Source organism: Pseudomonas sp. AC255 (genome assembly GCF_979258175.1).
Genome location: NZ_OZ409841.1, coordinates 2,045,424 through 2,071,620 on the forward strand (window position 1 = coordinate 2,045,424; position 26,197 = coordinate 2,071,620).

Annotated in this window: 24 protein-coding genes and 2 pseudogenes; 4 read left to right on the forward strand and 22 right to left on the reverse strand. The window is 57.9% G+C overall.

Annotated elements, in window-relative coordinates; all coding sequences use genetic code 11:
* Positions 1 to 107 precede the first annotated feature (107 nt).
* From ACZZ0K_RS09495 to ACZZ0K_RS09530, 8 genes and pseudogenes are all read right to left on the reverse strand, one after another.
* Complete coding sequence (locus tag ACZZ0K_RS09495) at positions 108 to 1,076, reverse strand: 2-hydroxyacid dehydrogenase (protein WP_252882126.1); 969 nt, start codon at positions 1,074 to 1,076, stop codon at positions 108 to 110.
* Between the two features lie 13 nt (positions 1,077 to 1,089).
* Complete coding sequence (locus ACZZ0K_RS09500) at positions 1,090 to 2,388, reverse strand: MFS transporter (RefSeq protein WP_252882125.1); 1,299 nt, start codon at positions 2,386 to 2,388, stop codon at positions 1,090 to 1,092.
* Positions 2,389 to 2,445: 57 nt separating this feature from the next.
* The gene (locus tag ACZZ0K_RS09505) at positions 2,446 to 3,453 is read right to left on the reverse strand and encodes a sugar kinase (RefSeq protein ID WP_252882124.1); all 1,008 of its coding nucleotides are present in this window, start codon (positions 3,451 to 3,453) and stop codon (positions 2,446 to 2,448) included.
* Complete coding sequence (locus tag ACZZ0K_RS09510; RefSeq protein WP_150740936.1) at positions 3,446 to 4,228, reverse strand: sugar phosphate isomerase/epimerase family protein; 783 nt, start codon at positions 4,226 to 4,228, stop codon at positions 3,446 to 3,448. Before ACZZ0K_RS09510 ends, ACZZ0K_RS09505 begins: the two co-directional genes overlap by 8 nt.
* A 147-nt stretch (positions 4,229 to 4,375) precedes the next feature.
* The gene (locus ACZZ0K_RS09515) at positions 4,376 to 5,404 is read right to left on the reverse strand and encodes a LacI family DNA-binding transcriptional regulator (RefSeq protein WP_290127630.1); all 1,029 of its coding nucleotides are present in this window, start codon (positions 5,402 to 5,404) and stop codon (positions 4,376 to 4,378) included.
* A 133-nt stretch (positions 5,405 to 5,537) separates the two neighbouring features.
* A complete protein-coding gene (locus tag ACZZ0K_RS09520; protein ID WP_252878283.1) occupies positions 5,538 to 6,179 on the reverse strand; it encodes a DUF1345 domain-containing protein in 642 nt (213 codons plus the stop codon).
* 162 nt (positions 6,180 to 6,341) lie between these two features.
* Positions 6,342 to 9,440 (reverse strand): efflux RND transporter permease subunit, encoded by a 3,099-nt coding sequence (locus ACZZ0K_RS09525; protein WP_252882123.1) that lies wholly within the window; start codon positions 9,438 to 9,440, stop codon positions 6,342 to 6,344.
* Positions 9,441 to 9,455: 15 nt separating this feature from the next.
* Positions 9,456 to 10,612: pseudogene (locus tag ACZZ0K_RS09530) on the reverse strand (efflux RND transporter periplasmic adaptor subunit).
* Between the two features lie 253 nt (positions 10,613 to 10,865).
* On the opposite strand from ACZZ0K_RS09530, the gene ACZZ0K_RS09535 reads away from it, so the two are divergent.
* Entirely contained in the window at positions 10,866 to 11,567 is a 702-nt protein-coding gene (locus tag ACZZ0K_RS09535) for a response regulator (protein WP_016774890.1), read from the forward strand.
* A 4-nt stretch (positions 11,568 to 11,571) separates the two neighbouring features.
* A complete protein-coding gene (locus ACZZ0K_RS09540) occupies positions 11,572 to 12,873 on the forward strand; it encodes an ATP-binding protein (RefSeq protein ID WP_258706768.1) in 1,302 nt (433 codons plus the stop codon).
* A 15-nt stretch (positions 12,874 to 12,888) separates the two neighbouring features.
* Here the strand turns inward: ACZZ0K_RS09540 and ACZZ0K_RS09545 are convergent, their stop codons facing one another.
* Positions 12,889 to 13,068 (reverse strand): hypothetical protein, encoded by a 180-nt coding sequence (locus tag ACZZ0K_RS09545; protein WP_016774888.1) that lies wholly within the window; start codon positions 13,066 to 13,068, stop codon positions 12,889 to 12,891.
* Positions 13,069 to 13,354: 286 nt separating this feature from the next.
* On the opposite strand from ACZZ0K_RS09545, the pseudogene ilvA reads away from it, so the two are divergent.
* A pseudogene (gene ilvA, locus ACZZ0K_RS09550) lies at positions 13,355 to 14,344 on the forward strand (threonine ammonia-lyase, biosynthetic); the annotation flags it as partial.
* A gap of 30 nt (positions 14,345 to 14,374) precedes the next feature.
* Here the strand turns inward: ilvA and ACZZ0K_RS09555 are convergent.
* Positions 14,375 to 14,680 carry an NIPSNAP family protein gene (locus tag ACZZ0K_RS09555; protein WP_258706767.1) on the reverse strand — a complete coding sequence of 102 codons (306 nt, stop codon included), beginning with the start codon at positions 14,678 to 14,680 and terminating at the stop codon, positions 14,375 to 14,377.
* 14 nt (positions 14,681 to 14,694) lie between these two features.
* Entirely contained in the window at positions 14,695 to 15,180 is a 486-nt protein-coding gene (eco, locus tag ACZZ0K_RS09560) for a serine protease inhibitor ecotin (RefSeq protein WP_258706766.1), read from the reverse strand.
* A 369-nt stretch (positions 15,181 to 15,549) separates the two neighbouring features.
* On the opposite strand from eco, the gene ACZZ0K_RS09565 reads away from it, so the two are divergent.
* A complete protein-coding gene (locus ACZZ0K_RS09565) occupies positions 15,550 to 15,819 on the forward strand; it encodes a DUF1652 domain-containing protein (RefSeq protein ID WP_041480220.1) in 270 nt (89 codons plus the stop codon).
* Here the strand turns inward: ACZZ0K_RS09565 and ACZZ0K_RS09570 are convergent.
* The 11 genes from ACZZ0K_RS09570 to ACZZ0K_RS09620 all read right to left on the reverse strand — a co-directional run bounded on the left by ACZZ0K_RS09570 (position 15,816) and on the right by ACZZ0K_RS09620 (position 26,195).
* A complete protein-coding gene (locus ACZZ0K_RS09570; protein WP_095180121.1) occupies positions 15,816 to 16,214 on the reverse strand; it encodes a hypothetical protein in 399 nt (132 codons plus the stop codon). The genes ACZZ0K_RS09565 and ACZZ0K_RS09570 overlap by 4 nt on opposite strands.
* A 90-nt stretch (positions 16,215 to 16,304) precedes the next feature.
* Positions 16,305 to 16,574, reverse strand: coding sequence for a DUF2790 domain-containing protein (locus ACZZ0K_RS09575; protein WP_095180120.1), 270 nt, complete (start codon positions 16,572 to 16,574; stop codon positions 16,305 to 16,307).
* A 270-nt stretch (positions 16,575 to 16,844) separates the two neighbouring features.
* Complete coding sequence (locus tag ACZZ0K_RS09580) at positions 16,845 to 17,237, reverse strand: sel1 repeat family protein (RefSeq protein ID WP_463559080.1); 393 nt, start codon at positions 17,235 to 17,237, stop codon at positions 16,845 to 16,847.
* Entirely contained in the window at positions 17,234 to 17,833 is a 600-nt protein-coding gene (locus tag ACZZ0K_RS09585) for an SEL1-like repeat protein (RefSeq protein ID WP_460061532.1), read from the reverse strand. The genes ACZZ0K_RS09580 and ACZZ0K_RS09585 overlap by 4 nt, the downstream gene beginning before the upstream one ends.
* Positions 17,830 to 20,385, reverse strand: a complete 2,556-nt coding sequence (locus tag ACZZ0K_RS09590; protein ID WP_463559081.1) for a LysM peptidoglycan-binding domain-containing protein — start codon at positions 20,383 to 20,385, stop codon at positions 17,830 to 17,832. Before ACZZ0K_RS09590 ends, ACZZ0K_RS09585 begins: the two co-directional genes overlap by 4 nt.
* On the reverse strand, positions 20,382 to 20,615 hold the full coding sequence (locus ACZZ0K_RS09595; protein WP_463559082.1) for a hypothetical protein: 234 nt from the start codon (positions 20,613 to 20,615) through the stop codon (positions 20,382 to 20,384). The genes ACZZ0K_RS09590 and ACZZ0K_RS09595 overlap by 4 nt, the downstream gene beginning before the upstream one ends.
* Positions 20,588 to 21,391: a LysM peptidoglycan-binding domain-containing protein gene (locus ACZZ0K_RS09600; RefSeq protein ID WP_463559083.1), complete on the reverse strand. Its 804-nt coding sequence runs from the start codon at positions 21,389 to 21,391 to the stop codon at positions 20,588 to 20,590. The genes ACZZ0K_RS09595 and ACZZ0K_RS09600 overlap by 28 nt, the downstream gene beginning before the upstream one ends.
* A 28-nt stretch (positions 21,392 to 21,419) precedes the next feature.
* Positions 21,420 to 22,277, reverse strand: coding sequence for a DUF4123 domain-containing protein (locus ACZZ0K_RS09605; RefSeq protein ID WP_095180118.1), 858 nt, complete (start codon positions 22,275 to 22,277; stop codon positions 21,420 to 21,422).
* A complete protein-coding gene (locus ACZZ0K_RS09610) occupies positions 22,268 to 24,316 on the reverse strand; it encodes a type VI secretion system Vgr family protein (protein ID WP_258706764.1) in 2,049 nt (682 codons plus the stop codon). The genes ACZZ0K_RS09605 and ACZZ0K_RS09610 overlap by 10 nt, the downstream gene beginning before the upstream one ends.
* 275 nt (positions 24,317 to 24,591) lie before the next feature.
* Complete coding sequence (locus ACZZ0K_RS09615; RefSeq protein ID WP_016774877.1) at positions 24,592 to 25,212, reverse strand: transglycosylase SLT domain-containing protein; 621 nt, start codon at positions 25,210 to 25,212, stop codon at positions 24,592 to 24,594.
* 44 nt (positions 25,213 to 25,256) lie between these two features.
* Positions 25,257 to 26,195, reverse strand: coding sequence for a carbohydrate kinase family protein (locus ACZZ0K_RS09620; protein WP_252878274.1), 939 nt, complete (start codon positions 26,193 to 26,195; stop codon positions 25,257 to 25,259).
* Positions 26,196 to 26,197: the final 2 nt, after the last annotated feature.

Genomic DNA, 26,197 nt, shown 5'->3' on the forward strand with positions numbered 1-26,197 from the left:
CTCCGCGTGGGAATGCCTCTAGGGACGCTCCGCGTTCCAACTTTCGGAAGGGACGCGGAGCGTCCGGGCTGCATTCCCACGCTGAGCGTGGGAACGATCAGCAACGATCAGTTAAGAGGATTAACCAGATTCGCCGGCCGCTGTCCTTTCAACGCCGCCAACAGATTCTCCACCGCACACCTCGCCATTGCCTCACGCGTTTCATGGGTCGCCGAGCCCATGTGCGGCGTCGCCACCACGTTGCTCAACTGCAACAACGGCGAATCATGATTCAACGGCTCGCGCTCGAACACATCCAGCCCCGCAGCGCGGATACGGTTGCTGCGCAACGCCTCGATCATCGCCGCCTCATCAACCACCTTGCCCCGCGAGATATTGATGAAAATACTTTCCGGCCGCATGAGCGCAAATTGCTCGGCGCCGATCAAGCGTTCGGTCTGTGCCGTCAGTGGCAAGGTCAGGCAAATGAAATCGGCCTGCTGGAGCAACTCTTCGAGGCTGCGATATTGTGCGTCGAAACGCTCCTCGACCGCCGGTTTGCGCGACTGGCTGTGGTAGATCACCGGCATGCCGAAACCGAAATGCCCGCGCTGGGCCAGGGCTTCGCCGATGCGGCCCATGCCGATGATGCCCAGCGTCTTGCCGTGCACATCGGTGCCGAAATGCGCCGGGCCGATGTTGCGGCTCCACTGCCCGCCACGGACCATGTTCGCCAGTTCAACCACACGCCGCGCGGCAGCGAGGATCAGGGCGAAACCGGTGTCGGCGGTGGTTTCGGTGAGCACGTCGGGGGTGTTGGTCAGCAGAATCTTGCGCCGATTCAGATACTCGATGTCGTAGTTGTCGACACCCACCGAGACGCTGGCAATCGCCTCCAGCTGCGGCGCCAGATCCAGCAACGCCGCATCCAGTTTCAGGCTGGCGCCGAGCAAACCGTGGGCGCGGGGCAGGGCATCGCGCAACTGCATGAGGCCATCGGCGTTGAGGCTTTCGATCAGCGTTACGTCAAACTGCTCTTGCAGGCGCGCCATCAGCGCGGGCGAAAGTTTCTTGTACAGCACGACCTGTTTTTTCATGGCAAAAGTCCTTTCAGGAATGCGCCGGCACACGCGGTGTGGCGACGGCTTTGGCGACGACGCGATCACTGGCGCCGGGCTTGAGGAAAATCGTCAGTACCACCGACAGCAACAGCGCGCCGCTCATCAATAAATAGGAAGCGCCGGGCGAACCGGTCGAGCTGTTCAGATAGCCGACCAGATACGAGCCGCCAAAAGAACCGAGCGCGCCCATGCTGTTGATCAGCGCCATGGCGCCACCGGCAACGTTGGCCGGCAGGATCTCCGGGACGATGGCGAAGAACGGCCCGTATGGCGCGTACATGCAGGCGCCGGCAATGACCAGCAGGGTGTACGACCACCAGAAGTGTTCGGCGCCCAAGGCATACGAGCCATAGAACGCGATAGAGGCGATCAGCAGCGGCGGCCAGACGAAGCGTTTGCGCTTCTGCAATTTGTCCGAACCCCACGACACCGCGAGCATGCCGATCACCGCCGCCAGATACGGCAGCGCCGACAGCCAGCCAGCCTCGATCATGTCCATCTGCGCGCCGGCCTTGAGGATCGACGGCAGCCACAACACGAAACCGTAGACGCCGATGCTCCAGCAGAAAAACTGCAGCGCCAGGATGATCACCTTCGGCGAACGGAAAGCCTCGGCGTAGTTCTTCACGGCTTTGATGCCGACCTGCTCAGCGGCGAGCGCGTTTTCCAGATCGTGCTTTTCCTGCTCATTGAGCCACTTGGCCTGGGCCGGGCGGTCGTCGGCCAGACGCCACCAGATAAACGCCCACAGCACCGCCGGCAGACCTTCGATGATGAACATCCAGCGCCAGCTGAAATGCTGTACCAGATAGCCCGACACCACCGACATCCACAGCATGGTCACCGGGTTACCGAGGATCAGAAAGGTGTTGGCCCGCGAACGTTCGGCACGGGTGAACCAATGGCACAGATACACCAGCATCGCCGGCATCACCGCCGCTTCGACCACGCCGAGCATGAAGCGAATGACGATCAGCCAATAGGCGTTGGATACCACGCCAGTCAGCGTAGCCAAGCCGCCCCAAAGAATCAGGCTGACGAAAATCAACTTCTTGACGCTGTGTTTTTGCGCGTAGATCGCGCCTGGAACCTGGAAGAAAAAGTAACCGAGAAAGAACAGCGCACCGAGCAGCGAGGACAGACCCGGTGTGATCATCAGGTCTTCGGCCATGCCCGATGCGGCGGCAAAACCGTAGTTGGCGCGATCGAGATAGGCCAGGCTGTAAGTGATGAACACGATCGGCATGATGTACCACCAGCGGCGGGTGGCGAGGGTAGCGGTTTTCATCGGTGTGACTCCTGAGCTTGTTGTTTTTGTCGCAGCAGGTTCATTGATTTGCGGTGATCAGGCGGGCCTCTTCGCGAGCAGGCTCGCTCCCACATGTGAAATGCGTTCCCCTGTGGGAGCGAGCCTGCTCGCGAATTCAGCGGTCAACTCCAAGCGAGAAGGCAACCCCTCCATGTCGCCACGACTCTGCACCGCGCGACTGCCAATCCAGTTCGCCCGCTGCACGGCCTCGGCAAAACTCTGATGCTCGAGCAGGGCGCTGATCATCCCCACCGCAAAGCCGTCACCGGCGCCCACGGTATCGACCACGTTGCTCACCGGCACGCCAGCAACGAAGCCCTGATCCAGCTGCGTGCGGTAGTAAGCACCCGCAGGCCCGAGCTTGATCGCCACGGCCTCGGCGCCCTGATCCAGATAGAACGCAGCAATGTCGGCCGGGTCGTCGAAACCGGTGAGCAAGCGACCTTCACTCAACCCCGGCAGGACCCAGTGGGCAAGGGCGGCGAGGCGATTGATCTGGCGGATCATCTCGCCCTCGCTGGCCCACAGGCTCGGGCGCAGATTCGGGTCGAATGACACGCTGCGCCCGGCGTTGCGCATCCGGGTCATCAGCTCGAAGGACATTTCCCGGCTGGAACCTGACAGCGCCGGCGGAATACCGGTGGCGTGCAAGTGACGGGCGCTCAGCAGGTTGTCGCTGATGGAGTTGGGCGACAAATGACTGGCCGCCGAACCGCGCCGGAAATATTCGACCTGCGGGTCGCTGCCATCGTCGTTGCGCGATTTGAACTGGAAACCCGTTGGATGGTTTTTATCGACTTCGACGTGGCTGCAATCCAGACCTTCCTTGATCAGCGTCTCGACCACAAAGCGTCCGAGCGAATCGTTACCGACCCGGCTCAGCCACGCGACGTTGAAACCCAAGCGCGACAAGCCGATCGCGACGTTGCTGTCGGCCCCGGCAATCCGTTTGTGAAACTGCTCGACCTTGGCCAGATCGCCGGTCTGCTCGGCGACCAGCATCGCCATGGTTTCACCGAAAGAAAGAATATCGATCTCAGACATGAGCTGGCTCCAGGCGCGATTGACCGAGGCGGGCGAGGGCGGCGACGTGTTCGCGGGTCAGTTGCACCAGATCATCGCCTTGCAGCGGGTACTCGGCGGCGCGCATAACGCCTTGGTCCATGTGCCGCAGCAGTTGTTCCCACAGATGCAGATCGCTGATGGCCGGCGGTACGGCGATCAGTTTGCCGTCGGCGCGGCGCGCAACGGCTTTGCAATGCACATAACCGACGTGACGGCCGAGCGCGCGTGCGGCGCTGGCGGCGGACTGGTCCTGCCAGTGCCAGTTGCCAATGTCGAAGGTCATCTTGATCGGCAGGTTGTACTGCTCGACGGCGGCAAAGAAACGCTGGAACGGCTCGATACGTCCGCCGTGCAAGGTCTGGTCGTTCTCCACCAGCAGTTGCACCGGGCTTTGCTTGAGTCGCTCGGCCAGTGCCTGCAAGTCAGAGTTGTCGGTGAAATAACCGAGGGACACTTTCAGCCATTTCGAGCCGAATGCCTGGGCCTGTTGCAGCGCGGTAATCAGTTCGGGATTTGGCTGCGCTTGCCCTGCGAGCCAGAGTTCGGTGGGTGAGGAATAAATGCTTTGCAGGCCCTGCGCCTGGGTAGCCTGAGCCAGTTGCGCCGGGTCTTCACGGGTCAGCAGCTCTTCACGCCACTCGATGCGATTCGCCCCGGCTGCCGCGAGGATGTCGATAAAACAATCCTGCCCACGCTGGCGAACGAGCTCGGCACCGTAGCTGGACAGACTGATGGAAACGGCGGGTTTATTCATTGTTATTGACCTCTGAAACCGGTTTCATTTTTGTTCAAAAAAATCAGGTGATTCTGTAGTTTTTTGCAGGCCCTTTCGCGAGCAGGCTCGCCCCACATTTGCAACACGGTCACCTGTGGGAGCGAGCCCGCTCGCGAAAGCGCCAGATCAGACGCCGCCAATTCCTCGGGTCGAACCCCGCTCAATCAGCACCGGCGCAAAATCCACAATTCGCGCCACCTCATCATCCCCGCGCAAGCGCTTGAGCAGACACTCAAACGCCCGCGCGCCTATCTCTTGCGTCGGCTGTGCCAGCGCGGTGATCCCGCTGCCCACCAGCGGATACCAATCCAGATCATCCAGGGCAATCAGCCCGACATCCTCGAACAAGCGCACACCGAGTGCGCGCAACGCGTGAGTCGCCGCCAGCGCCGCCACGCCATTGGCGCAAAACAGTGCTTTCGGACCGTCACCGGAGGTGCTTAGAAAAGTTTGCAGTTGCGCCTTCAGATCATCGCCGGTTTCCAGCACCGCCCCGGTCAGGGCCGAGCGTTGGGCAATCTGCGCTTGAAAACTGCTGACCCGTTCGATCCGCGAGCTGGTGCCGTCAAACGGTTCGGTGACCATCAATAGGTCCCGATATCCGCGCTGCTCAAGGTGTGTGAGTGCCATTTCAACCGCTTGCGGGTTATTCAGTCCGACCATGTCGCTGTCCAGCCCGTCGACCTTGCGGTCCACCAGCACCAGCGGCATCTCGCGGCGCAGCTCGTGCAATTCGTCACGGTGATGGCCCAGCGTGTTCACGATCAGCCCTTCGATGTTGTACGAGCGCAACAGCGCCAGATGCTGGCGTTCCTGCTCGTCATCGCGGTCGGTGTTGCACACCACCAGGCTGTAGCCGTGCGCACGGCAGGCGGTTTCCAGCCCGTGCATCACGGCAATCGAATAGGGGTTACGGATATCGGCGACGAGCATGCCGATCAGCCGAGTGCGTCCGCGTTTCAGGCCACGGGCCATTTGGTTGGGGCGGTAGCCGAGTTCATCAATCGCCTGCTCGATGCGCCGGGCAATGGCATCGGAGAGCAGCGCGCGGTCTTCGCCGATGAAGCGCGAGACGCTGGCCTTGGATACACCGGCGCGTTCGGCAACATCAAGCATGGTCACGCGGCTGCGCTGGGCGGCGGAGAAGTCGTTCACGGTCTCAAACCTTGTTATTGGATTTATAGGCCAGGCAGCGCCTGAAACCGGTTTCAGGAAACACCAGAAGCAATTCGGTCGTCAAGTAAATGATCAGAGGATTGCCCTACGTTACCGACGGGCGGGTGATTGCCTACCCGAACAAACCGGCGGCAATATTGATCGAAAAGCCCAGAATCGCAGTGTTGAACACAAAACCGATCAGCGACTGTGCCAGCACGATTTTGCGGATGCCTCGCGTGGCTACGCCAACATCCGAAGTTTGGACTGCAACGCCGATGGTGAACGAGAAGTACAGAAAATCCCAGTAATTGGGGGTGGTCAGTCCTTCAGCAAAACGCAGCGCCGGCTCTTTGCCGTCCCAGGTGTAAAACAACCTTGCGTAGTGCACGCAGAAGATCACTCCTATCAGCAGCCACGAGCCGGTCACCGTCAGTGCTGTGAGCCCGTAGTGCATGAGTTTGCGTGAGGTTTCCAGGTCTTTGCTGCCGGCCAGTTCAAGGGTGATGGTGGCGAGACTGGCCAACGCTGCAATGCACACCACAAACAGCACCAGCCCGGCGTTCTCGTCTTCGACTTCGGCGATGCGTCGCACGTCCGGTGCCTTGGCGCGAATGGTCAGCCAGAACATCAGAATCAGGTATGTCCAGACACCGACGTTCCAGCCAATGAGGATTTTGCTGACGATGGAACCGGCCGGGACCAACAGGCCGCTGGCGAGGCCGAGCAGAGCGGCGGCGGAGAGGCGAGGGTGGGTGCGGGCGAGGAAGCGCATGGTGACTCACGTTGGTGAACTGTCAGCGCACCATAGCGCAGGCGATCCGGCTTTTGTAGGAGCTGCCGAAGGCTCGGGCCGCGATCGGACGATCTTTCGACCTTAGCTTTTCAAGATCAAAAGATCGCAGCCTCGTTGCACTCGACAGCTCCTACATTTGGATCAGTGGGGTTTGGTGAACCGTTGTACGAGTTTCATCACTACGACGAAGAAGACTGGGACGAAGATCACCGCCAGCGTCGCCGTAACCATCCCACCGATCACGCCAGTGCCGATCGCCTGTTGGCTGGCCGAACTGGCGCCGGTGGCGATGGCCAACGGCACCACACCGAGAATGAACGCCAGCGATGTCATCACGATCGGCCGCAGACGCAAACGCGCGGCCTGCAACGTCGCATCGATGAGATCGTGACCTTCGTCATACAAGCTCTTGGCGAACTCGATGATCAGGATCGCGTTTTTCGCCGACAGACCAATGATGGTGATCAGTCCGACCTTGAAGAACACGTCGTTGGGCATGCCGCGCAGTGTCACGGCGAGTACCGCGCCGAGCACACCAAGCGGGACAACGAGCAATACAGAGGTCGGAATCGACCAGCTCTCGTACAGCGCCGCCAGACACAGGAATACCACCAGTAGCGACAAGCCAAGCAGAATCGGCGCCTGATTGCCTGACAGGCGTTCCTGCAACGACAAACCGGTCCACTCTTGACCCAGACCTTTCGGCCCCAGCGCAACCAGTCGTTCGATTTCCGCCATGGCCTCGCCGGTACTGTGCCCGGGTGACGGTTCACCAGATATCGCGATCGCCGGATAGCCGTTGTACCGGGTCAACTGCGCCGGGCCTTGAATCCAGTTGGCCTGAACGAAGGCCGACAGCGGCACCATGTTCCCGGCGTTGTTGCGCACATGCATTTTCAGCAAATCATCCACCTGACTGCGCTGATCACCTTCGGCTTGCACGACCACCCGCTGCATACGGCCCTGATTGGGGAAGTCATTGATGTAGCTCGAACCCACGGCAGTGGACAGCACGTTGCCGATGTCGGCGAACGAAACGCCCAAGGCATTCGCCTGCTTGCGGTCGACGATCAGTTGCACTTGCGGTGCTTCTGCCAGCGCGCTTTCACGGACGTTTATCAATACCGGACTTTTCTCGGCGGCGGCGAGCAGTTCCGTACGCGCCTGCATCAACGTCGCATGGCCCAGACCACCGCGATCCTGCAAGCGGAACTCGAAACCGCTGGACGTGCCAAGGCCATCCACCGGCGGCGGCAGCACCGAGAAGGCCATGGCGTCCTTGATCTGGCTCAGCGCCGCGTTGGCGCGGTCGGCGATTGAGCTGGCAGTATCGTCACTGCCACGTTCCGACCAATCCTTGAGTGTCGAAAACGCCAGCGCTGCGTTCTGCCCGCTACCGGAGAAACTGAAACCCAGGATCACCACACTGTCACTGATTCCCGGCTCACCGGCGTTGTGCGCTTCGAGCTGTTCGGCTACTTGTACAGTGCGGTTCTTCGTTGCGCCGGGTGGCAATTGAATATCGGTGATGGTGTAGCCCTGATCCTCGGTCGGCAGAAACGAGGAGGGCAGGCGCGCAAAACAGATTCCGAGTCCAATCAGCAGGACCACGTAGATCATCAGGTAGCGACCCGTACGCTTGAGCGCATAGCCGACCCAACCCTGATAACGGTCGGTCAATTGCTCAAATCGGCGATTGAACCAGCCGAAAAATCCGGACTTCTCGTGATGCTCGCCTTTGCCGACAGGCTTGAGCAAGGTCGCGCACAATGCCGGGGTCAACGTCAGAGCAAGGAACGCCGAGAATAGAATCGAGGTGGCCATGGACAGCGAGAACTGTTGGTAGATCACCCCGACCGAACCCTGCATGAACGCCATCGGAATAAACACCGCGACCAACACCAGCGTTATGCCGATGATCGCCCCTGTAATCTGCGTCATCGCCTTGCGCGTGGCTTCCTTGGGCGACAGGCCCTCGCTGGCCATGATGCGCTCGACGTTCTCCACCACGACGATGGCGTCATCCACCAGAATGCCGATGGCCAGCACCATGCCGAACATGGTCAGCACGTTGATCGAGAACCCCAGCGCCAGCATGGTCGCGAAAGTGCCCATCAACGCCACCGGCACCACCAGCGTCGGGATCAGCGTGTAGCGCACGTTTTGCAGGAACAGGAACATCACCGCAAATACCAGCAGCATCGCTTCGCCGAGGGTGTAGATCACTTTGGTAATCGAGACTTTGACGAACGGCGAAGTGTCGTAAGGAATCTTGTATTCCACGCCGGCCGGGAAGTAGCGCGCCAGTTCGTCCATTTTCGCCCGCACCAGTGTCGCGGTGTTCAGCGCGTTGGCGCCTGGAGAAAGCTGCACGCCAACGGCGGTGGACGGCTTGCCGTTCAGGCGTGTACCGAACTGATATTCCTGACTGCCGATCTCCACTCGCGCGACATCACCGATGCGCACCGTGGAGCCATCGCGATTGGCCTTGAGCACGATGTCGGCGAATTCCTGCGGCGTCGACAATTGGCCTTTGACCAGAATTGTCGCGGTGATTTCCTGCGTCGAAGGTGACGGCAGATCACCGATGCTACCTGCTGAAACCTGGGCGTTCTGCGCAACAATGGCTTCGTTGACATCGGCCGGCGTCAGATTGAACGCGATGAGCTTCTGCGGATCGATCCAGATGCGCATAGCCCGCTCGGCACCATACAACTGCGCCTTGCCGACACCGTCCAGACGCTTGATCTCGTTCATCACGTTGCGCGCCAGATAATCGCTGAGCGCCACGTCATCGAGCTTGCCGTCGCTGGAGGTCAGGGTGATCAGCAAGAGGAAACCGGAAGAGACCTTCTCCACCTGCAACCCCTGCTGATTGACCGCTTGCGGCAGGCGCGACTCGACCACCTTGAGGCGGTTTTGCACATCGACCTGCGCCAGCTCGGGATTGGTGCCCGGCTGAAAGGTTGCCTTGATCGTCGCGCTGCCCAGGCTGCTTTGCGATTCGAAATAGAGCAGGTGATCGGCACCGTTGAGCTCTTCCTCGATCAGGCTGACCACGCTTTCATCGACGGTTTGCGCCGAGGCGCCAGGGTAGACGGCGTAAATCTCGATTTGCGGCGGGGCGACGTCGGGGTATTGCGCCACCGGCAACTGCGGAATGGCCAGCGCACCGGCCAACAGGATGAACAGGGCGACCACCCAGGCAAACACCGGGCGGTCGATAAAGAACTGCGGCATATAGAAGCGTCCTGCTTACTGACCAGTGGTCTGGGCAAGTGGAAGTGGGGTTCGTCGATCTGCACCTTTTCCCCGGGACGGGCGTGTTGCAGGCCTTCGATGACAACACGGTCGCCGGGCTTCAGGCCGCCGGTGACGATCCAGCGATTGTTCTGCACCGCACCCAGTTGCACCGGTTGCTGCGCCACGCGCATCTGTTCATCGACAGTCAGCACCTGGGCAATGCCGGCACTGTCACGCTGCACCGCGCGTTGCGGTACGGTGATGCCGTTCTGGATGGTTGCCTGCTCAAGGCGTACGCGGATGAAGCTGCCCGGCAGCAAGTCGAGATCCGGATTGGGAAACTCGCTGCGCACAATGATCTGCCCGGTGCCGGGATCGACAGTGATGTCGCTGAACAGCAGCTTGCCGGGCAACGGATACACGCTACCGTCATCCTGAATCAGCGTGGCCTTCGCTTGATCCTGACCGACTTCCTGCAACTGCCCGGAGCGCAATGCCCGGCGCAGTTCATTGAGCTCGCGGGTCGACTGGGTGAGGTCGGCATGGATCGGGTTGAGTTGCTGAATCAACGCCAGCGGCGTGGTTTCGTTCTGCCCGACCAACGCACCCTCGGTGACCAAGGCGCGACCGATACGGCCGGAAATCGGCGCGGTGACGGTGGCATAGCCGAGGTTCAGTTTCGCCCGTTCCAGCGCCGCTTTGCTGGCAGCGACATCAGCTGCCGTCTGCCGTGCAGCGGCGCGGGCGTTGTCGTAGTCCTGACCGCTGATGGCCTGGTCCTCGATCAACTGCGCATAGCGTTGTTCTTGCAATCTGGCCTGAAAGGCGTTGGCCTCGGCTTTGCGCAGCGCGGCTTCGGCACTGTCCAGATCCGCCTTGAAAGGTGCCGGGTCGATGCGGAACAGCACATCGCCTTTTTTCACGTCACTACCTTCGCGGTAGGTGCGTTGCAACACTACGCCGGCCACTCGCGCACGCACTTCGGCAATCCGTGGCGCGGCGATGCGGCCGCTCAGTTCGCTGCTGATCGACAATGGCTGGGTTTTGATGGTCTCGATGCGCACGGTGGCTGGTGGTGCTTGCTCTTCGGCGTTCGAGGATGAGTCACAGGCGCTCAGCGTTAGCGCCAATGCGATCAGGCCGAGCCCGGCCAGCAGTTTTCCAGACATGTACAACCCCCAATATTGAAGGCCGCATCCTACGGCCAGACCGGGAGGTTAGCGGTGAAGCTTTGTAGCTGCTGTGTGAAATTGTGTAAGGGTTTTGCTCGGTGGTGCGCGAGGGCGTATATCCTGCAGGCCTTGAAATTTATTGCGACAGTTCGATCGCTTTCGCGAGCAGGCTCGCTCCCACAGGAGATCGCATTTCAATGTGCGAGCGAATGAGTCCCGACTGTCGCCACAGCATTCTCTGGAACACCCCATGCCCAACATCCTCCTGGTCGAAGACGACACCGCCCTCGCCGAACTGATTTCCAGCTACCTGGAGCGCAACGGTTATTCCGTCAGCGTCATCGGCCGTGGCGACCATGTGCGCGAGCGGGCGCGGATCAGTCCGCCGGACCTGGTGATCCTCGACCTCATGCTGCCGGGCCTCGACGGCTTGCAGGTTTGCCGTTTGCTGCGTGCCGATTCGGCGACACTGCCGATCCTCATGCTCACGGCCCGCGATGACAGTCATGATCAGGTACTGGGCCTGGAAATGGGCGCTGACGACTACGTCACCAAACCCTGCGAGCCACGAGTGCTGCTGGCGCGGGTGCGCACGTTGTTGCGGCGCAGCAGCCTCGGCGAACCGCTGGCGGTCAACGATCGGATCGTCATGGGCAATCTGTGCATCGATCTGTCCGAGCGCACCGTGACCTGGCGTGATCAAGCGGTTGAACTGTCCAGCGGCGAATACAATTTGCTGGTGGTGCTGGCCCGACATGCCGGCGAAGTGCTGAGTCGCGATCAGATTCTTCAGCGGCTGCGCGGTATTGAATTCAATGGCACTGACCGCTCGGTGGACGTGGCGATTTCCAAGCTGCGGCGCAAATTCGATGATCACGCCGGCGAGGCGCGCAAGATCAAGACCGTGTGGGGCAAGGGCTATCTGTTCAGCCGCTCCGAATGGGAATGTTGAGCTGATGTTTCGCATTCTGTTTCGCCTGTATCTGGTGACGATCGTCTCCTATAGTGCGGCGATCTATCTGGTGCCGGATCTGGTGGTCATGGCCTTCCGTGATCGCTTCGTCACCTACAATCTGGAATTCTCCCGAGGTCTGCAATCGCTGATCACCAAGCAGTTTCATGCTGCGCCGCAAGAGCAATGGCCGGCGATTGCGGCGGCGATGGACAAGGAATTCCAGCCGCTGCACATCGTCCTGACGCCAATCGACGACCCGGTGTTCACGCCCATCGAGCAGGAACGTTTGCACCGTGGTGAGAACGTGGTGCGCATCGGCGATTGGGGCTGGCGAACTTTGGCAGTCACTCCGCTGAATGCGGACATGGCCGTGCGTATGGTCGTACCGCCGGATCCGGTCGACGTCGATCTGTTGTACTGGAGCATTAATGTGCTCATCGGCGCCATGTTGCTCGGCTGCCTGCTGCTCTGGTTGCGCCCGCACTGGCGCGATCTCGAGCGCCTGAAAGGCACCGCCGAACGCTTCGGCAAAGGCCACTTGAGCGAGCGAACCAGAATCGCCCCGAGTTCGAACATCGGCAGCCTCGCCAACGTGTTCGACACCATGGCCGGCGATATCGAAAACCTGCTCAACCAGCAGCGCGATCTGCTTAACGCCGTTTCCCATGAGCTGCGCACGCCGTTGACGCGTCTGGATTTCGGCCTGGCGCTGGCGTTGTCAGAAGACTTGCCGGCCGCCAGCCGCGAGCGGCTGCAGAGTTTGGTCGCGCATATTCGTGAGCTGGATGAATTGGTGCTGGAGTTGCTTTCCTACAGCCGTTTGCAGAATCCGGCGCAGTCGCCTGAGCGCATCGAGGTGTCGCTGGACGAATTCATCGACAGCATTCTCGGCAGCGTCGATGAGGAGCTGGAGTCGCCAGACATAGTGATTGACGTTCTGCTGCACGGTCAGCTCGAACGCTTCGCGCTGGATCCGCGCCTGACCGCCCGGGCCATCCAGAACCTGTTGCGCAATGCCATGCGCTATTGCGAAAAGCGCATTCAGATTGGCGTGCAGGTCATTGCTGGCGGGTGTGAGATCTGGGTTGACGACGATGGCATCGGCATTCCCGACGATGAGCGCGAGCGGATTTTCGAACCGTTCTACAGGCTCGACCGCAGCCGTGATCGCGCGACGGGTGGGTTCGGCCTCGGTTTGGCGATAAGCCGCCGAGCGCTGGAAGCGCAGGGCGGCACACTTACCGTTGAGAGTTCGCCGCTGGGTGGGGCGCGATTCAGGCTGTGGTTGCCGGCCACGGCCTGAACCGTATGACGAATTTCAGGGCTGCGTTGTGCCGCTGGTCTGCAACACACATTGCTGGGTTTTACTGTCCCACACCTGGCCTTTCGGACATTCGGGCTTTTTCACGGCGTCGCTTTCATCGACAGCGAATACAGCAGGGCTGGACAGGGCGGCGACCAGCAGCGGGACGGCGAATAGCGCTTGGCGGATATTCATGGTCAATCTCCACTTTCATCGGCTTGGAGCGGAAGTTGTTGTGCTCTTTTGCAGTGACTGTTCAGTCATTAGGAAGATTCAAAGTTCTGCAGCGGGCCATTGACTTGTCATCCGCTGGCAGGCTAATTTCCAGCCCATGACTTTCACCGTATCGCGCTGCCAGCCAAGCATTATTACCGCCATTCCTCATTTGGCGGGCTAGCTCACGGCTGCAGCACCCAACCCGCCCTAGAGGCGGGTTTTTACTTTCTGTCTCCGGGGTTCTGAAAAATGTCAGGAGACGACCATGCCGCACACCCCCGACCAGCAAGCCCTGCTTGAGCATTACGTGAAAAAGATCCTGGCCGCACCGGTGTACGACATTGCGGTGCGTACGCCGTTGCAGCCTGCGCCGGCGTTGTCGGAAACATTGGGCAATCGGGTCCTGCTCAAGCGCGAAGATCTGCAACCGACGTTCTCTTTCAAGATCCGTGGTGCTTACAACAAACTCGTGCAACTGAGCGATGAGCAGCGAGCGCGGGGAGTGATCACTGCATCGGCGGGTAATCACGCGCAGGGGGTAGCGCTGGCGGCACGGGAATTGGGCATCGCCGCGACGATCGTCATGCCGTCTACCACCCCTGAGCTCAAGGTGCTCGGCGTGCGCAGTCACGGTGCCGACGCATTGCTGCATGGCGAGAGTTTTCCCTTTGCTCTGGCCCACGCGTTGCATTTGGCCGAGCAGAGCGGATGCACGTTCGTTTCACCCTTCGATGATCCTGACGTAATCGCCGGACAAGGCACCGTGGCTATGGAAATCCTGCGCCAGCATCAAGGCACGCTGAACGCGATCTTCATCCCGGTCGGCGGCGGAGGTTTGATCGCAGGTATCGCGGCCTACGTCAAATACCTGCGCCCGGAAGTGCGGATCATCGGCGTCGAATCCGAACATTCGGCGTGCCTGCAAGTGGCTTTAAGTGCGGACGAGCGGGTGGTCCTGCCCAGTGTCGGCACCTTCGCCGATGGCGTAGCGGTAGCGCAGATTGGCGCGTATGGCTTTGAGGTTTGCCGCTTCTGTGTAGATGAAGTGATCACGGTCAGCAATGACGAACTCTGCGCCGCGATCAAGAATATCTACGACGATACCCGTTCGATCACTGAACCTTCGGGTGCGCTGGCTGTTGCGGGGATCAAGCAGTACGTGGCGCGCAGTGGGGTTCGCGATCAGACATTCGTCGCCATCGACTCCGGGGCCAACATCAACTTCGACAGCCTGCGCCATGTCGCCGAACGCGCCGCTGCTTGCGGCGTGCCGGCGTGATGTCGATCAGGGCAGCAGCGGGCGCAGAAACGTGCGCTCGTAACTGACGATGAATTTCTTCTCGACCAGATTGGCAACCAGTGCGGTGCTTTCCGGGTCTGTCATTGCAATATGTCGATAGCTTTCGTAATCGGCCAGCGACGGGAAACTGAACAGGCAATAAGCAATGTTGCTCGCGCCCTCCGAGGGGAGGAAGTAGCCGTGGTGGGTGCCGCCCAAGCGCTCAACGATGTCGAGCCACGCTTTGGCATAGGCTTCGAAAGCGGGTAACTGGTAAGGATCGATCACATATCTGACGTGGCAAGTAATCAAGGGCTGGGCTCCGGTTATTCCTGCAGGGCGGTGCCGACTTTGTCCGACGCCGACCAGATGCGATAGCGCACTTCGACGTCCGACGGCGCGTACACCACGACTGGCAACTTGCTGTTGTAGCGCAACATGAAGCCGTCACCGACGACCGGAACGAAAGCGCGCTTTTTCTGGCTGCCGGGCGGGCAGGCCATCATCGTGCTCATCGGACCGATGACCTTTTCCAGGCGATAGTACGGATAGCCCCAGCCTTGCAGGTTCTTTTCATCGAGCACACCGCCCAGACGTTGACGGTTGCAATCCACCTCCAGAGTTTTGCCGGCGAGAATTTCAACCTGGAAATTCTCCTCCTGCTCTTGTTTGGGCAGATGGATGACCTGACGGGTAAACCCGGCTTCGGCTTTGGGATACGGCGCGACGTCTTCGAGCTTGGCGGCGTGGGCTAGAGTGGAAAGGTTGGCGATCAACAGGCCGGTGATCGCGCAAACGCTTAAAGAATTCATGAAGGCCTCCGTGCGGGTTGAATTGCAATGGGAGACATTCTTGCCGTCATAGTCTGCGAAAGCAAATTTGCCCGGAGATTGCAGATTGCAGTGGACGGGTGGTCGATTCATGCAATTTGCAAATAGCAGGATACTGGCCACATTTCCAAGTGCTTGATTTTGAAGGGAGCAAAACGAACCGATCAAAGGCACGTTTTATGCGTTCTTTTGGTGAGGCGCACAGGATTTGGGCGCCTACACTCCAATGGGCATTTCGCAGTACCACCACTTGCCGCACCAGGGAAACAGCGGGGGCACACCCGTGAAGGCGCAGCAGAGGGTCAGCGTGAATACTTGATTGGCAATCGCACAGAAAGGAGAGGGTTCGCCATGTTTTTATCTGCCTTGGAATTACGCAACATCATTGAAAGCAGCTTCCTGCCGAAACGCTGCCAGTGCACGTTGACACCAGACTTGTCGATGTCCGTCAAAGTATTTGGCGACCATCGAACCGACCAAGCCGATCTCTACGTCAGTGGAATCGACGCCAGCCGCCTGAACAGCTGCCGTGAAATCAACAACCTGGTCGCTGGCCTGCGTTCCGACCTCGCGCAACAGACCACGACACATCAAACCAGCGCTCGTTCTCGAGCCGTTTAACCCACCGTCTCACCCAGTTCGTCCGTCACGCGCCGGGCCTGCACAAAACCAAGGCCCAGCGCGAACTCGACCAGCACCGCGAGCAAGATCCCGGGGCCGGCATGACCATTGAGCCATTCGCCAAAACCCAACGCCGCCAAACCGAAACAGCCGACGATAAAACCATTGCTCAGTGCACTGCGTGCCACTGACGGCGGAGCATTGCGCAGCAAATAAAACATGACCCCCAACGCCGCAAACAGCACCGCGCTGCGCCGAGCGACTACGCCAGTGCCTTCCGAATAGCCAATACTCCAGATCGCCAGCAACGCCTCCGGAAAAAATCCCCAGACCAGCGCCAGCAGAAAACACAGGATTGAAGTGAAGCTCGACAACGTGCGGAACGACAACTGCATGGCCAATCCTTGCGGCAGTAGGGAAGGCCCCGAGCATAACCGCCGAAGCCACCCCAAGCCTATGGCCAACCGGAAAATCAGAAGCGTCTGTCAGTTCTGTTGACTGCAAGCGTCAGATAATTTCCTGTAACTGATTTGTGCGGGCTTGCCGGTGTTGTCGATGTATTTCATGTCGGCGGTGATGACTTTGCATTCCGAGGTCGGCGGCTCGGTTAGCGAAAGCACCTTCGCCACGTGTAGTGGCATGCCGTATTGGTAGGGTGTTTGATTCGATGTGGCGGAGGTGACGTTGGCTTGGGCCAGTGCGGCGTATGAGCTGCAGGCGAGGGTGGCAGTGAGCAGGAAGGGACGAATGTTCATGAGAGGACTCCAGCGTTGCGGGTAGGCGCCCGGCACGAAGCCGGGCGAGCCTGCCGCACTGGGCGTCAGCGGGGGAAAGCTGAGGGTGTGCGGTGATATGGAGTCTCTGACTGTGGCGTTAAGGCTGAGTTAACCGATGTGAACATGAGCTGAGTTATTTACGGTTGCTTTTCCCTTGTCTCGGGCATTTGTCGTTTGCGATATGAATCATTAGGGTACAGGCTTTGACGTGCTCGAAAAAAATTAATGATAAGGCTGTGCTGCTAAATTTCAGTACCCTAACTTATCTGGAAAAAACGAGAGCGGTGGGTGAGTGGCCTTCCACGTTTTTGCGAGTTCTTTTGCTTTTTCTAGTTGCTCTTTTGACAGCTTTTTTTCTACTTCCGGCAATACGTCGTTAACGTTGTTTATTACGTTTCCACCACCATCAAGCTCCAGTAGATTCGACAATAGTGCGTATGACTTTACCGGGTCTGATTCGAATCCGTATTTTGGTTCAGCTTCGCCAATATATGACGCGTAACCAAAAACTGCAGATGCATAGCCTGAGGCTGCAGCTTTTTCATTCCATTTTCTAAATGATGACAAATCGGCTTTTTCAATCCTCGTAGCGGCAAATCCCATCATGGCTGGTGGATAACCATTCTCTGCAGCGGCTTTCATCCATTTTTCGATTTCATCTGATCTGCTAGAGGGTAGTAGGAACATGCCTCCCCCTCTTGATACTTGGTCGCTAAACGAAATTGCGCTAATGCAAAACCTTTTTCTGCGGACTTTTCAAGCCATTCATCGTTTCCTGTTATCTCCCATAGTAGGTACATCGACTCAGCGTCACCATGAGATGCCTGATCTGTAGCAAGGGTTTTGGCTTTGTTCATCCAATCTTTAGGCGATTGCTCAGAGGAAGAACAATTATTCATAGTTACGCACAAATCTTGATCCGCGCCGCCGAGCCGAATCATAGAGTAAATATTGCCTTTCTTTGCTGACTCCTCGTAAGCCTTTTGCGCTTCTTGGGTCATATATCTGTTGTTTTTTCTTATTGATTCTCCTAGATAGTAAAGTGCTTCATTGTCACCACCCTTTGCAGCGATTTCTAAAAACTCGATTGCGGATATTGCTTTGTATTGATTGTAGAGCTCAATGCCTTTCTTCTTCGCTTCTTCTTGCTCTTTTGTTAGTGTTGCATTAGCGGTATTGCAGAGAAATATAAGGAGGACACAGAAGGTTGTAGCGAACAATTTTTTTAAGTTTATCAATTTGATTTTCCCGCTGGAGCTGAAAATTTCACAGAAGGCCTTGGTATGTAGCTGTTTTCATGCATAACAATTTTGCAGGATCCATCAATCGGCCCACCTAATATCGAAGCATTTTTCTTATATCGAGCCCTAGTAGTGTTTCCGAGTGCTTCAGTTACCGCAAGCACTGGTTCGCTCATGAAATTGTCCAACAAATAGCGGTTTTCACAGTATTTTTGCCCTGTATCAACCGGTTCGACCCCGAATTTGTTCATGCATGCGCAAGCTAGCTCAAATTGTTTTTGAGCCTCCGGTAGGCTTCCTTTCTCTTGAGCGTTAGTAGTTATATGAGTAATTATCATCTCGATCGCTGTCTGTTGCGCTAAATATGCTGTATCTCTAGTATATTTTTTCTTGCCATCGTTTGAAGCGCTAATGCTAGTTTGTTTCGCTGTGGCTATGGCGAACTCCTCCGGATTAGATATCAGTGTCAACAAAATCGGGCCTAACGCGGCAGGGGTGGCCTCTACAACCCATTTTTTTAACTCGTCTGGATTTTGGTATTCAATAATAGCATGAGCAATCGGACCACCTTTTCCTCCGCTGGTCATCGCGTCATACAAGTCCATGACAACACTCCAACCCATCAGGTAAGACATTTCCACACTAAGCCCAGCAGCTCCTAATGCGTTCAGCGCCGATGCAAACTGTCCCGCTTCTGTCTCCATCCACTCCACTTTTCTGCCTTTGGCTCTGTGCAACTCCCGGCGATACAAGTTTACAAGGTCAACCACTGCCTCATAACCAACTTCGAACTTGAAGCTACCATTTGCACCTGGGCCAAGTACCACAGCCGCTTTCAAGTTCAAAATAAAACGCCCCTTATCGAGAGACACCTGCGCCGTTCCCTGAAAGCCCGCGCCAAACGCCACCCCAACTGAACCGCTCAACTTGGCCAGCGTCAACCATGGATTTGCATTTTTCGCGTCTTTAGCGCTGCCAATCCCCGTTGAAGGTGCGGTGCGTAAGGCGGCGAGTTCTTTTGGCGGCGCCCAGTTCAATACGCCGGTAAGCTCAATGGCGGCTTGCAAACCCCCAAAGACATTGAAGCTGGCTTTTGCGCCGTTTTCGATTTGTACTTTTGCGAAACGTCCGCCGCGCAGTTGCTCTGTGCTTTTGGAGTCGGCGTAGGTGCCGGATTTCGACTTGTGTTCAAGATCAGGAGTAGGACTATCGTCACCGCTATCGGTTTTTGCTTGCTTGGCGGCTGCGTGATCGGCGCGTTCTTCTTTTGCAGAAGCGTCTTCACGTTGTGCGCGTTTTACCGGGCTCAGCGACGCTCCATATTTGACGTTGCCGAAGATAGGGCTCAGCTCGACGCTGCCAGCTAACAATAACGACGCTCCAGCGTAACCCCAGGCCTTTGCACCAAAGTGAAAGGAGAAGCGGCCGAAACTCATTTGTCGTGGGCTGCCGTCCAAGAGATAGTCAAGCATGATTTCTTGAGCGTTGGCTTTGGCAGGCATGTCCACTTTCATTAACTGAACTTCGCCCCGTGCCAAGTCCAGGCTCAATCCCATCTCCCCAGATATCTGGAAGCCTTCCGCGGCGGACATCTTCGGGCCTTCTAGCTTCAGTTCACCGTGAATGCTCGGCTGTGGAGGAGTCAGGCAGCGGACGAATTGAGCCTGAGGACTTGCATCAAACAGCCTTACTTCGCCGCGCACACTTTTCTGGAACACTAGTTGCTGAAGGTGCTTGCCCCAGTTAGTTAGGGCCGCGTCGTCTTCTAGTTCAGTAACCTCATAACCTTGCTTTTTCAAGTGCGCGTAAAAGTCTTTAGCTTTGAACCAGCCTTTTTCGTCGAAACAGTCGCCAGCCTGATCACTGATTTTTATTGCGCCCTGATCCAAGAGCCATTGGCGGAACGAACTGATTTCACTGTTTTTATCGGAGCCTTCGGTAGCATCGGTTGGTAGACTTTCTTTTACCTTCTTTATCGAGCCAGCCGCCTTTTTTAAATCTTCTTTGATGATTTTTTTTGCATCTTTCAGGTTCGCCATGCTGAACCATCCAAGGGGCGTGCCCTTGGCGTCAGAAAGGCTGACTTCACGCAGTGGAAAGCCTGGCTTTACCATACGGTCGATTGGTTTCGGTTGGAACTCTTCTGGTTCCCAAATTAAATAACGACCAGGTTTACTGGTGCTGACATTTTTTTGGGCTGTGGCCTGGAGGTCATCTTTGATTTTTTGTAGTTGATCCCACTTGGCACGTTCTGCATCAACGAGGCCGGCTGGCGCCTGGGCATTTTGGCCTGTTGCCTCGATCCAGCGTTTGTATTTCTCTTGAAGCTGCGCTGTAACTTCTACCTGCTTTTTCTCTGTGTCCAGATACAGTTTGAACTGCTCGATACCGGAAGGGAGTCCGTCACTGATCAAGGCGAATTCCGGAAGAGCAAGACCATACTCGGACGCTTTGATGATGGATTCAGTATAAGCGTGGTAATCAAGCGCTTCGCCATTTTTGTGTAGTGTGTAGACATAACCGACCAGATCGGCGGTGCAGTCAGTCATGCCACTGCAGATATTGTCGTAACTTTTTTCTTTTCCGCCAAGGCTTTGGCAACGTCTTCCAGCGATACCTGCTTGAAGTCTTTGTTGCCGAGGAACTTCTTGCGAGCCTCCAGATAAGCTTGCACACGTGCCCGCGCTTCAATCGCCCTCTTGGAGTACAGCGAGCCGCTTTCGTAGGTGTAGCCTTCCAACTTAGCGGCCGCTACCGCTTCTTTTTTAGCGCGACCCACTCAGCCCGCCGCTTGTAAAAATCGGCATATGCTTTGTGAACGTGCTGGTCAGTAGCTATGTCTGTCGCTAGACGGTCGAGGCGAGATACCGGCGTGTCCTCATCCGTGGACTGAGCAGGAGCGACTGCCGGTTTGTTTCCATTAGCGTCGTTCTGCCTTTTTTTAGCGGTGGCGGGATCGATTTCGATCTCATCGCCCATCGCTTCAAACTCTTCCATGCGTGCACGCTGCGCGCCAGTGAGAAAGTTGCTCAACTTGGGCTCAAGGAAGTATTCCAGCAAACCAGATTCCTGCAACCCGTTCAGGCGTGCATCACGTGATTTGCTGGGCGCAATCATTTTATCCAAGGCAAACATGGATTCTTTGATAGCGGACTTTGCCCGTTCGGGAAGCAGCCAAAATTCTTGTTCTTCGGTGGCATAAATCGCACTGGCAAACTTTTTCGAGCAGGGAGGCGCGTGCGGTTTGAAAGTCTTTGAGCTCTGATCTGGGGTGTCTTTGACAGGCTCCAGTTCAACCAGATCCTCCGCAGAGCACTGAGTTGCGGCTTCCGGGGTCGTTTGCGCGGGCGGTTGAGCTGCGGCAGGTGTCTGAGCGGCAGGCACAGCAGGCGATTGAGCGGCTTTTGGAACGCTCAGGTTCCATCCGACTTTGACATTATCCGGGTTGGTGATGAAGGGGTTCATCTGACGAAGTTGCGCCACAGTAGTGTTGTAGCGCGTAGCAATCTGGCCCAGAGTTTCGCCGGGCATTACGGCGTGATTTGTAATTTCCATGGTGATTCCGTTCTGTTGTCGCGTCGCCTTAGTGTTGGGCAACGGCGGCTGATTCCAGGAGCCGATCTACTTTGATAAACGACTCGTCCTTTGATTGCAGGATCGCCATGATCCCAGGCTGGGTCTCGAACAGCGGACCGTTCACGACATGGCCAAGCTTGAGCAGGTGATCGCCATCATAAATGTTGTTTTTGAGCAGCATGTCGAGGTTGTCCGCCATGTCATTCAAGCGGTCATCGGATGGCTCATTGAATGCTGTGTATTCCTCATCGATCCAGTACATCCAGCCCAGGCGCGCTTGTACTTTCGCGGCCGCCTCGGGCAGATTGAACGCCGCTCTGTCACCGTCCCACGTTGATTGATCGGTGGCCTTCCAGGTCAGCCATCGCCCACGCTCTTGACCGAAATGAATCGGCGCAGGGCTGTAGACCGCCTCCCAGCAGCCTAGTAACTGGTCGAATGCTTTATCGGCGGTGTAGGCCAGCGCAGCCCATAAACTCGGCTTGTGGAAACTCAGCAGACTTTGGCCACCTGAACCATCGTTTGCCTTAAGCAGCCAGCGCGCATGAGCCAGAGCTTTTTCAGGATCCCGGGTTGAGATTGCAATTCCCGAAAAGCGTTCCTCACATAGTTCCACAGCGACCTTTGCCACTTTGCCGCCCTTTGGGGCCACCAGCCACAATGGCTCGTCAGGAATCTCTGCAAGGTCTGTCCCTACAAACAGACCTTGAGCGACGACGGGTTCGCCTAATCGATAAAGACGACCCAAAGCGTCTGGCTGGAGCCCTTGGTCGATGATGAAACACAGCGATTCGCTTGTAGCGGGCAGGTCTGAAAAGTCGTAACGAGGCTCGGCGAGGAGAGCGCTCAGCGCTTTTACATGCATGTGCAATCCTTACGGCTGCAAGCGCCGTTACTCTGTTTTCCGCACAGCGGGGTGATACCTGACTCATTAAGACGGGCAGGGAGCGGTGCTTTCCCCGCCTTATCCGCATCCACAACCTTCATCGGCCCCGGCAACAACGGCGCCGCCGGCGTGCCCACCCCGGGCGAGCCGCCGGTATTGACCTTCACCTCAGCGCCGCTGATGGTCACGCCACCCGCATCGACCTTGACGAAGCTGCCGCCAGCCTTGGCGGTCAGTTCCATGGCGCCTTCGACCACGACTCTCTGGCCGGCGTAATAATGGATTTCGTTGCCGGCCTCAACAAACTGCCCAGTCCCAACCTTCACATGCTGCGTCACTCCCACCGTCAGGTGATCATCCGCGCGCATCTCACTGATGCGATTCAGATGGGTGATCCGGTGTTCTTCGACCTTGAACTCGCTCAACACGTTGGCTTCAACGGTGTCGTGGCGTTCGTTGCCGACGCGGATTTTCTGGTCGTGTTCGATGTTTTCGTCCCAGTCGCGCTGGGCGTGGATGTAGATCTGTTCGGCGCCTTTTTTGTCTTCGATGCGGAATTCGTTGTAGCCCTTGCCGCCCGGGGAGCTGAGGGTTTTGAAGGTGCTGCGGGTCTTGTTGGCCGGGAGGTCGTAGGGGACGACGTTTTCCTTGTGGTACAGGCAGCCGGTGACGAGTGGCTGGTCGGGGTCGCCTTCGAGGAAGGTGACGAGGACTTCCATGCCGATGCGCGGGATGGCAATGCCGCCGTAGGCTGCGCCGGCCCAGCCGCTGGCGACGCGCATCCAGCAGGTGGTTTTATCGTCGGACTGGCCGTCGCGGTCCCAGTGGAATTGCACCTTGATGCGGCCGTATTGATCGCAGTGGATTTCTTCACCGGCAGGGCCGGTGACGACGGCGGTCTGGCTGCCGAGGACTTTCGGTTTCGGGTGTTCGAGGGCAGGGCGGTAGTGCGCGTCCCACGGGGTGGCGAGGAAGCTGTTGCGGTAGCCCTGATGGAAATCGCTTTTGTTGTCGGTGACGTCGCTGGTGACGTTTTCGCCGAGCACTTGCGGCTGTTTGCCTTCGTGGAAGACTTCCAGCAGCAGCCACAGGTCGTTCCACTCGGCGCGCGGGTGTTCGGCGAGCGTGAGGAAATGGCCGCTGGTCAGCGTCGGTTCATCACCTTTGCCTTCGGCGAGTTTGTAGTCGCTGCGATGGCGTTCGAGGGCGCGAGTCGAGAGGAACTTGCCGCGCTCGCGGGTGGTGAAGCGGCCGGGGTAATCGTAGTCTTCCAGATCCGGGGCGAATTCGGATTTGACCGCGCCTTCGGGCAGCAGCTTTGGTTTTTCGAAATCGTAGTCGCGACGGCTGACGCGGGTGGTGCGGGTTTCCAGGCGCAGGTTGAAGCGCTTGATCACCGGTTTCTCCGCAGCCATGCCGGAGTCTTGCTGATAGCTGACCGGCTTCAGTTTGCGGAATACGGTCTGGTCGTCGCCGAACACCAGTTTGTGGCCGCTGCTGCTGTGCTGGAAGTGGAAGTGAATGCCTTCCTCTTCGCACAGACGCTGGATGAAATGCAGGTCGGACTCGTCGTATTGCACGCAATAATCGCGTTCCGGATACTCGGCGCCGAGCTGGAAGCTGTAGGCGTCGGAGAGAATGCCGCGATCTTCCAGCACCTGGGCGATGATTTTCGGCACCGTCAGTTGCTGGAAGATCTGCTGATCATGGTTGTGCTGCAGATAGGCCAGTTGTGGCATCAGGCTGATGCTGTAGCGGGTCAGGGTCTTGCCGGAGTCGCCCTGCTCGATGCGATAGACCTGGCCGTGAATCTTGCCTTCGCCGGTGGCGCCGAACGTCAGGCAGGCGCGCTTGTGCAGCAGCTCTTCGAGCTTCAGGTCGGGGCGGGCGCTGACCAGTTCGAGGTCGAAACGGAACGGTTCGTTGAGGGCTTCGCGACCGGTGAAGCTGAGGACTTGCAAGTCGGCGTTGGCGTCTTCGATCGAGAGGGTGATGTGGGTTGCATTGGCGTCCAGCATGCCTTGAATTCCGTCCGTTGAATAAGCAGGTGATGGATGTTGCAGGATTAGACGGCCTCATTCAAGGCGCAAATGGCGTAGGTGTGGGGCCTTGATGCCATAGGGAAAACCCTTAGGAGGGCGGTTTGGGTCAGTGAAATCGGGCCTTTCATAGACTTTGATGGTGTTTGAGAGATTGCCATCGCGGGCAAGCCCGCTCCCACAGGTTGCTCGTGTGTAGACAAAATCGGCGTTCACTAAGGTCCTGTGGGAGCGAGCCTGCTCGCGATGGGCTTCTACAACCAATGCCAGAACCGGCTCCAGAACCCGCGATTGAGGTCTTCCTTGCACCCGGCGTATTGCTGCGCATACAGATCCGAACGGTTCTGCACCTTGCGTGCGGTCGGCGGTAGCCAGGCTTTGCTCGCGTAGGTCTTGTTGCGGAAGCCGCCCCAACCTTCGTGGTAGTTCAGGTACTGGTTATAGGCGTCGTATTTGTACACGCCGTTGATCGAGGTGGTCTTGTCCATGTACCAGCCGACGAAGTCGATGGCGTCGTCGAAGTCTTCGCGGTCGGCCCAGTTGCGGCCGGTGCTTTTCTGGTAGTCGGCCCAGACTTCATCCTTGGCTTGCGCATAACCGGAAGCGGTCGAGACGCGGCCCCAAGGAATCACCCAGAGCAGGTATTTGCGCGGCGTCTTGGCGTCGTAGCGGTAGCCGGATTCCTGATACATGATCGCGAACGGCACCTGGATCGGCACGCCCCAGCGTTTCTGGGTGACTTGCGCAGCGTCGTACCAATCGCTTTTCTCGCGGAAGATTGCGCAGATGTCTTCCGGGGAGCGGGGCGGCGAGGTGCCGCAACCGCTCAGCAGGGTGGCCAGGGTCAGGAGGGCGAGGATGTGCCTGTGATTCAAGAGCTGTTTTCCGTCGTGCGCAAAAAGGCCGACAGTCTACGCGCTCAGCTCAATTGATGACGATAGGGCAGATCCGGACCGGTTTTGCTGCAGGTCAGTGCGGCGGCTTGTACGGCGAACCTGAGCATGCCGTCGATTTGCTCTCGACTGAGCTGCTGGACGCCTTCGACCGAGTCCAGCGAATGTTCGGTCAGCCAGGTGATCAGCGCGGCCTGGAAGGTGTCGCCGGCGCCTACCGTATCGGCGATCTGAACCTGATTGGCCGGCACCGACCACGAGCCATGGGTGCGACTGAACACCGTTGCGCCGTCGCCACCGCGTGTCAGGAACACGATCTGGCAGCGATGCTCGAGCCAGCTTTCAATAACATGCTGCGGATCCTGCTCGGGATAGAGCAGGCTCAGGTCTTCGTCGCTGACTTTGATCAGATCAGCCAGTCGTACCAGCGTGGCGATGCGTTCGCGCCATAGCTCGATGTTCGGCTCGGGATTGAGGCGCACGTTGGGGTCGAGGCTGATCAGGCGTTTGCCGCTTTCGCGTTGGACCAGTTTCAGCAACGTGTCGCCAATCGGCTGCACCACCAGCGAAAACGAGCCGATGTGCAGGCCGCGCACCTCGTCGCCAAGTGTCGGCAGATGCGCCTCGCTCAGTTGCCGATCGGCGCAGCCTTCGCCACGGAAGCTGTAATGCGGCGAGCCATTGGCGCCTACCGCGACCATTGCCAGGGTGGTCGGGGCGGCAAAATCCACCAGATAATCCGGGCGCACGCCTTCGTCCTGCAGCACTTGCTGCAAACGGCGGCCGAGGTAGTCGGTGGACAGCCCACCGAAGAGCGCCGAGTCCACGCCCAAACGCCGCAAACCTACGGCAACGTTGAACGGCGAGCCGCCGGCAATTGCCTTGAAATTGACTTTCGAGGCCAGACCGCTGGCGTCGTTTTCGCTGAAAAAATCAAACAGGGCTTCGCCACACACCAGGTACATAG

Coding starts and splice junctions, on each gene's coding strand:
- ACZZ0K_RS09495 (WP_252882126.1), bottom strand. CDS start 1,076: ATGAAAAAACAGGTCGTGCTGTACAAGAAACTTTCGCCCGCGCTGATG.
- ACZZ0K_RS09500 (WP_252882125.1), bottom strand. CDS start 2,388: ATGAAAACCGCTACCCTCGCCACCCGCCGCTGGTGGTACATCATGCCG.
- ACZZ0K_RS09505 (WP_252882124.1), bottom strand. CDS start 3,453: ATGTCTGAGATCGATATTCTTTCTTTCGGTGAAACCATGGCGATGCTG.
- ACZZ0K_RS09510 (WP_150740936.1), bottom strand. CDS start 4,228: ATGAATAAACCCGCCGTTTCCATCAGTCTGTCCAGCTACGGTGCCGAG.
- ACZZ0K_RS09520 (WP_252878283.1), bottom strand. CDS start 6,179: ATGCGCTTCCTCGCCCGCACCCACCCTCGCCTCTCCGCCGCCGCTCTG.
- ACZZ0K_RS09525 (WP_252882123.1), bottom strand. CDS start 9,440: ATGCCGCAGTTCTTTATCGACCGCCCGGTGTTTGCCTGGGTGGTCGCC.
- ACZZ0K_RS09535 (WP_016774890.1), top strand. CDS start 10,866: ATGCCCAACATCCTCCTGGTCGAAGACGACACCGCCCTCGCCGAACTG.
- ACZZ0K_RS09540 (WP_258706768.1), top strand. CDS start 11,572: ATGTTTCGCATTCTGTTTCGCCTGTATCTGGTGACGATCGTCTCCTAT.
- ACZZ0K_RS09545 (WP_016774888.1), bottom strand. CDS start 13,068: ATGAATATCCGCCAAGCGCTATTCGCCGTCCCGCTGCTGGTCGCCGCC.
- eco (WP_258706766.1), bottom strand. CDS start 15,180: ATGAATTCTTTAAGCGTTTGCGCGATCACCGGCCTGTTGATCGCCAAC.
- ACZZ0K_RS09565 (WP_041480220.1), top strand. CDS start 15,550: ATGTTTTTATCTGCCTTGGAATTACGCAACATCATTGAAAGCAGCTTC.
- ACZZ0K_RS09570 (WP_095180121.1), bottom strand. CDS start 16,214: ATGCAGTTGTCGTTCCGCACGTTGTCGAGCTTCACTTCAATCCTGTGT.
- ACZZ0K_RS09575 (WP_095180120.1), bottom strand. CDS start 16,574: ATGAACATTCGTCCCTTCCTGCTCACTGCCACCCTCGCCTGCAGCTCA.
- ACZZ0K_RS09580 (WP_463559080.1), bottom strand. CDS start 17,237: ATGAAAGCCGCTGCAGAGAATGGTTATCCACCAGCCATGATGGGATTT.
- ACZZ0K_RS09590 (WP_463559081.1), bottom strand. CDS start 20,385: ATGACTGACTGCACCGCCGATCTGGTCGGTTATGTCTACACACTACAC.
- ACZZ0K_RS09600 (WP_463559083.1), bottom strand. CDS start 21,391: ATGGAAATTACAAATCACGCCGTAATGCCCGGCGAAACTCTGGGCCAG.
- ACZZ0K_RS09605 (WP_095180118.1), bottom strand. CDS start 22,277: ATGCATGTAAAAGCGCTGAGCGCTCTCCTCGCCGAGCCTCGTTACGAC.
- ACZZ0K_RS09610 (WP_258706764.1), bottom strand. CDS start 24,316: ATGCTGGACGCCAATGCAACCCACATCACCCTCTCGATCGAAGACGCC.
- ACZZ0K_RS09620 (WP_252878274.1), bottom strand. CDS start 26,195: ATGTACCTGGTGTGTGGCGAAGCCCTGTTTGATTTTTTCAGCGAAAAC.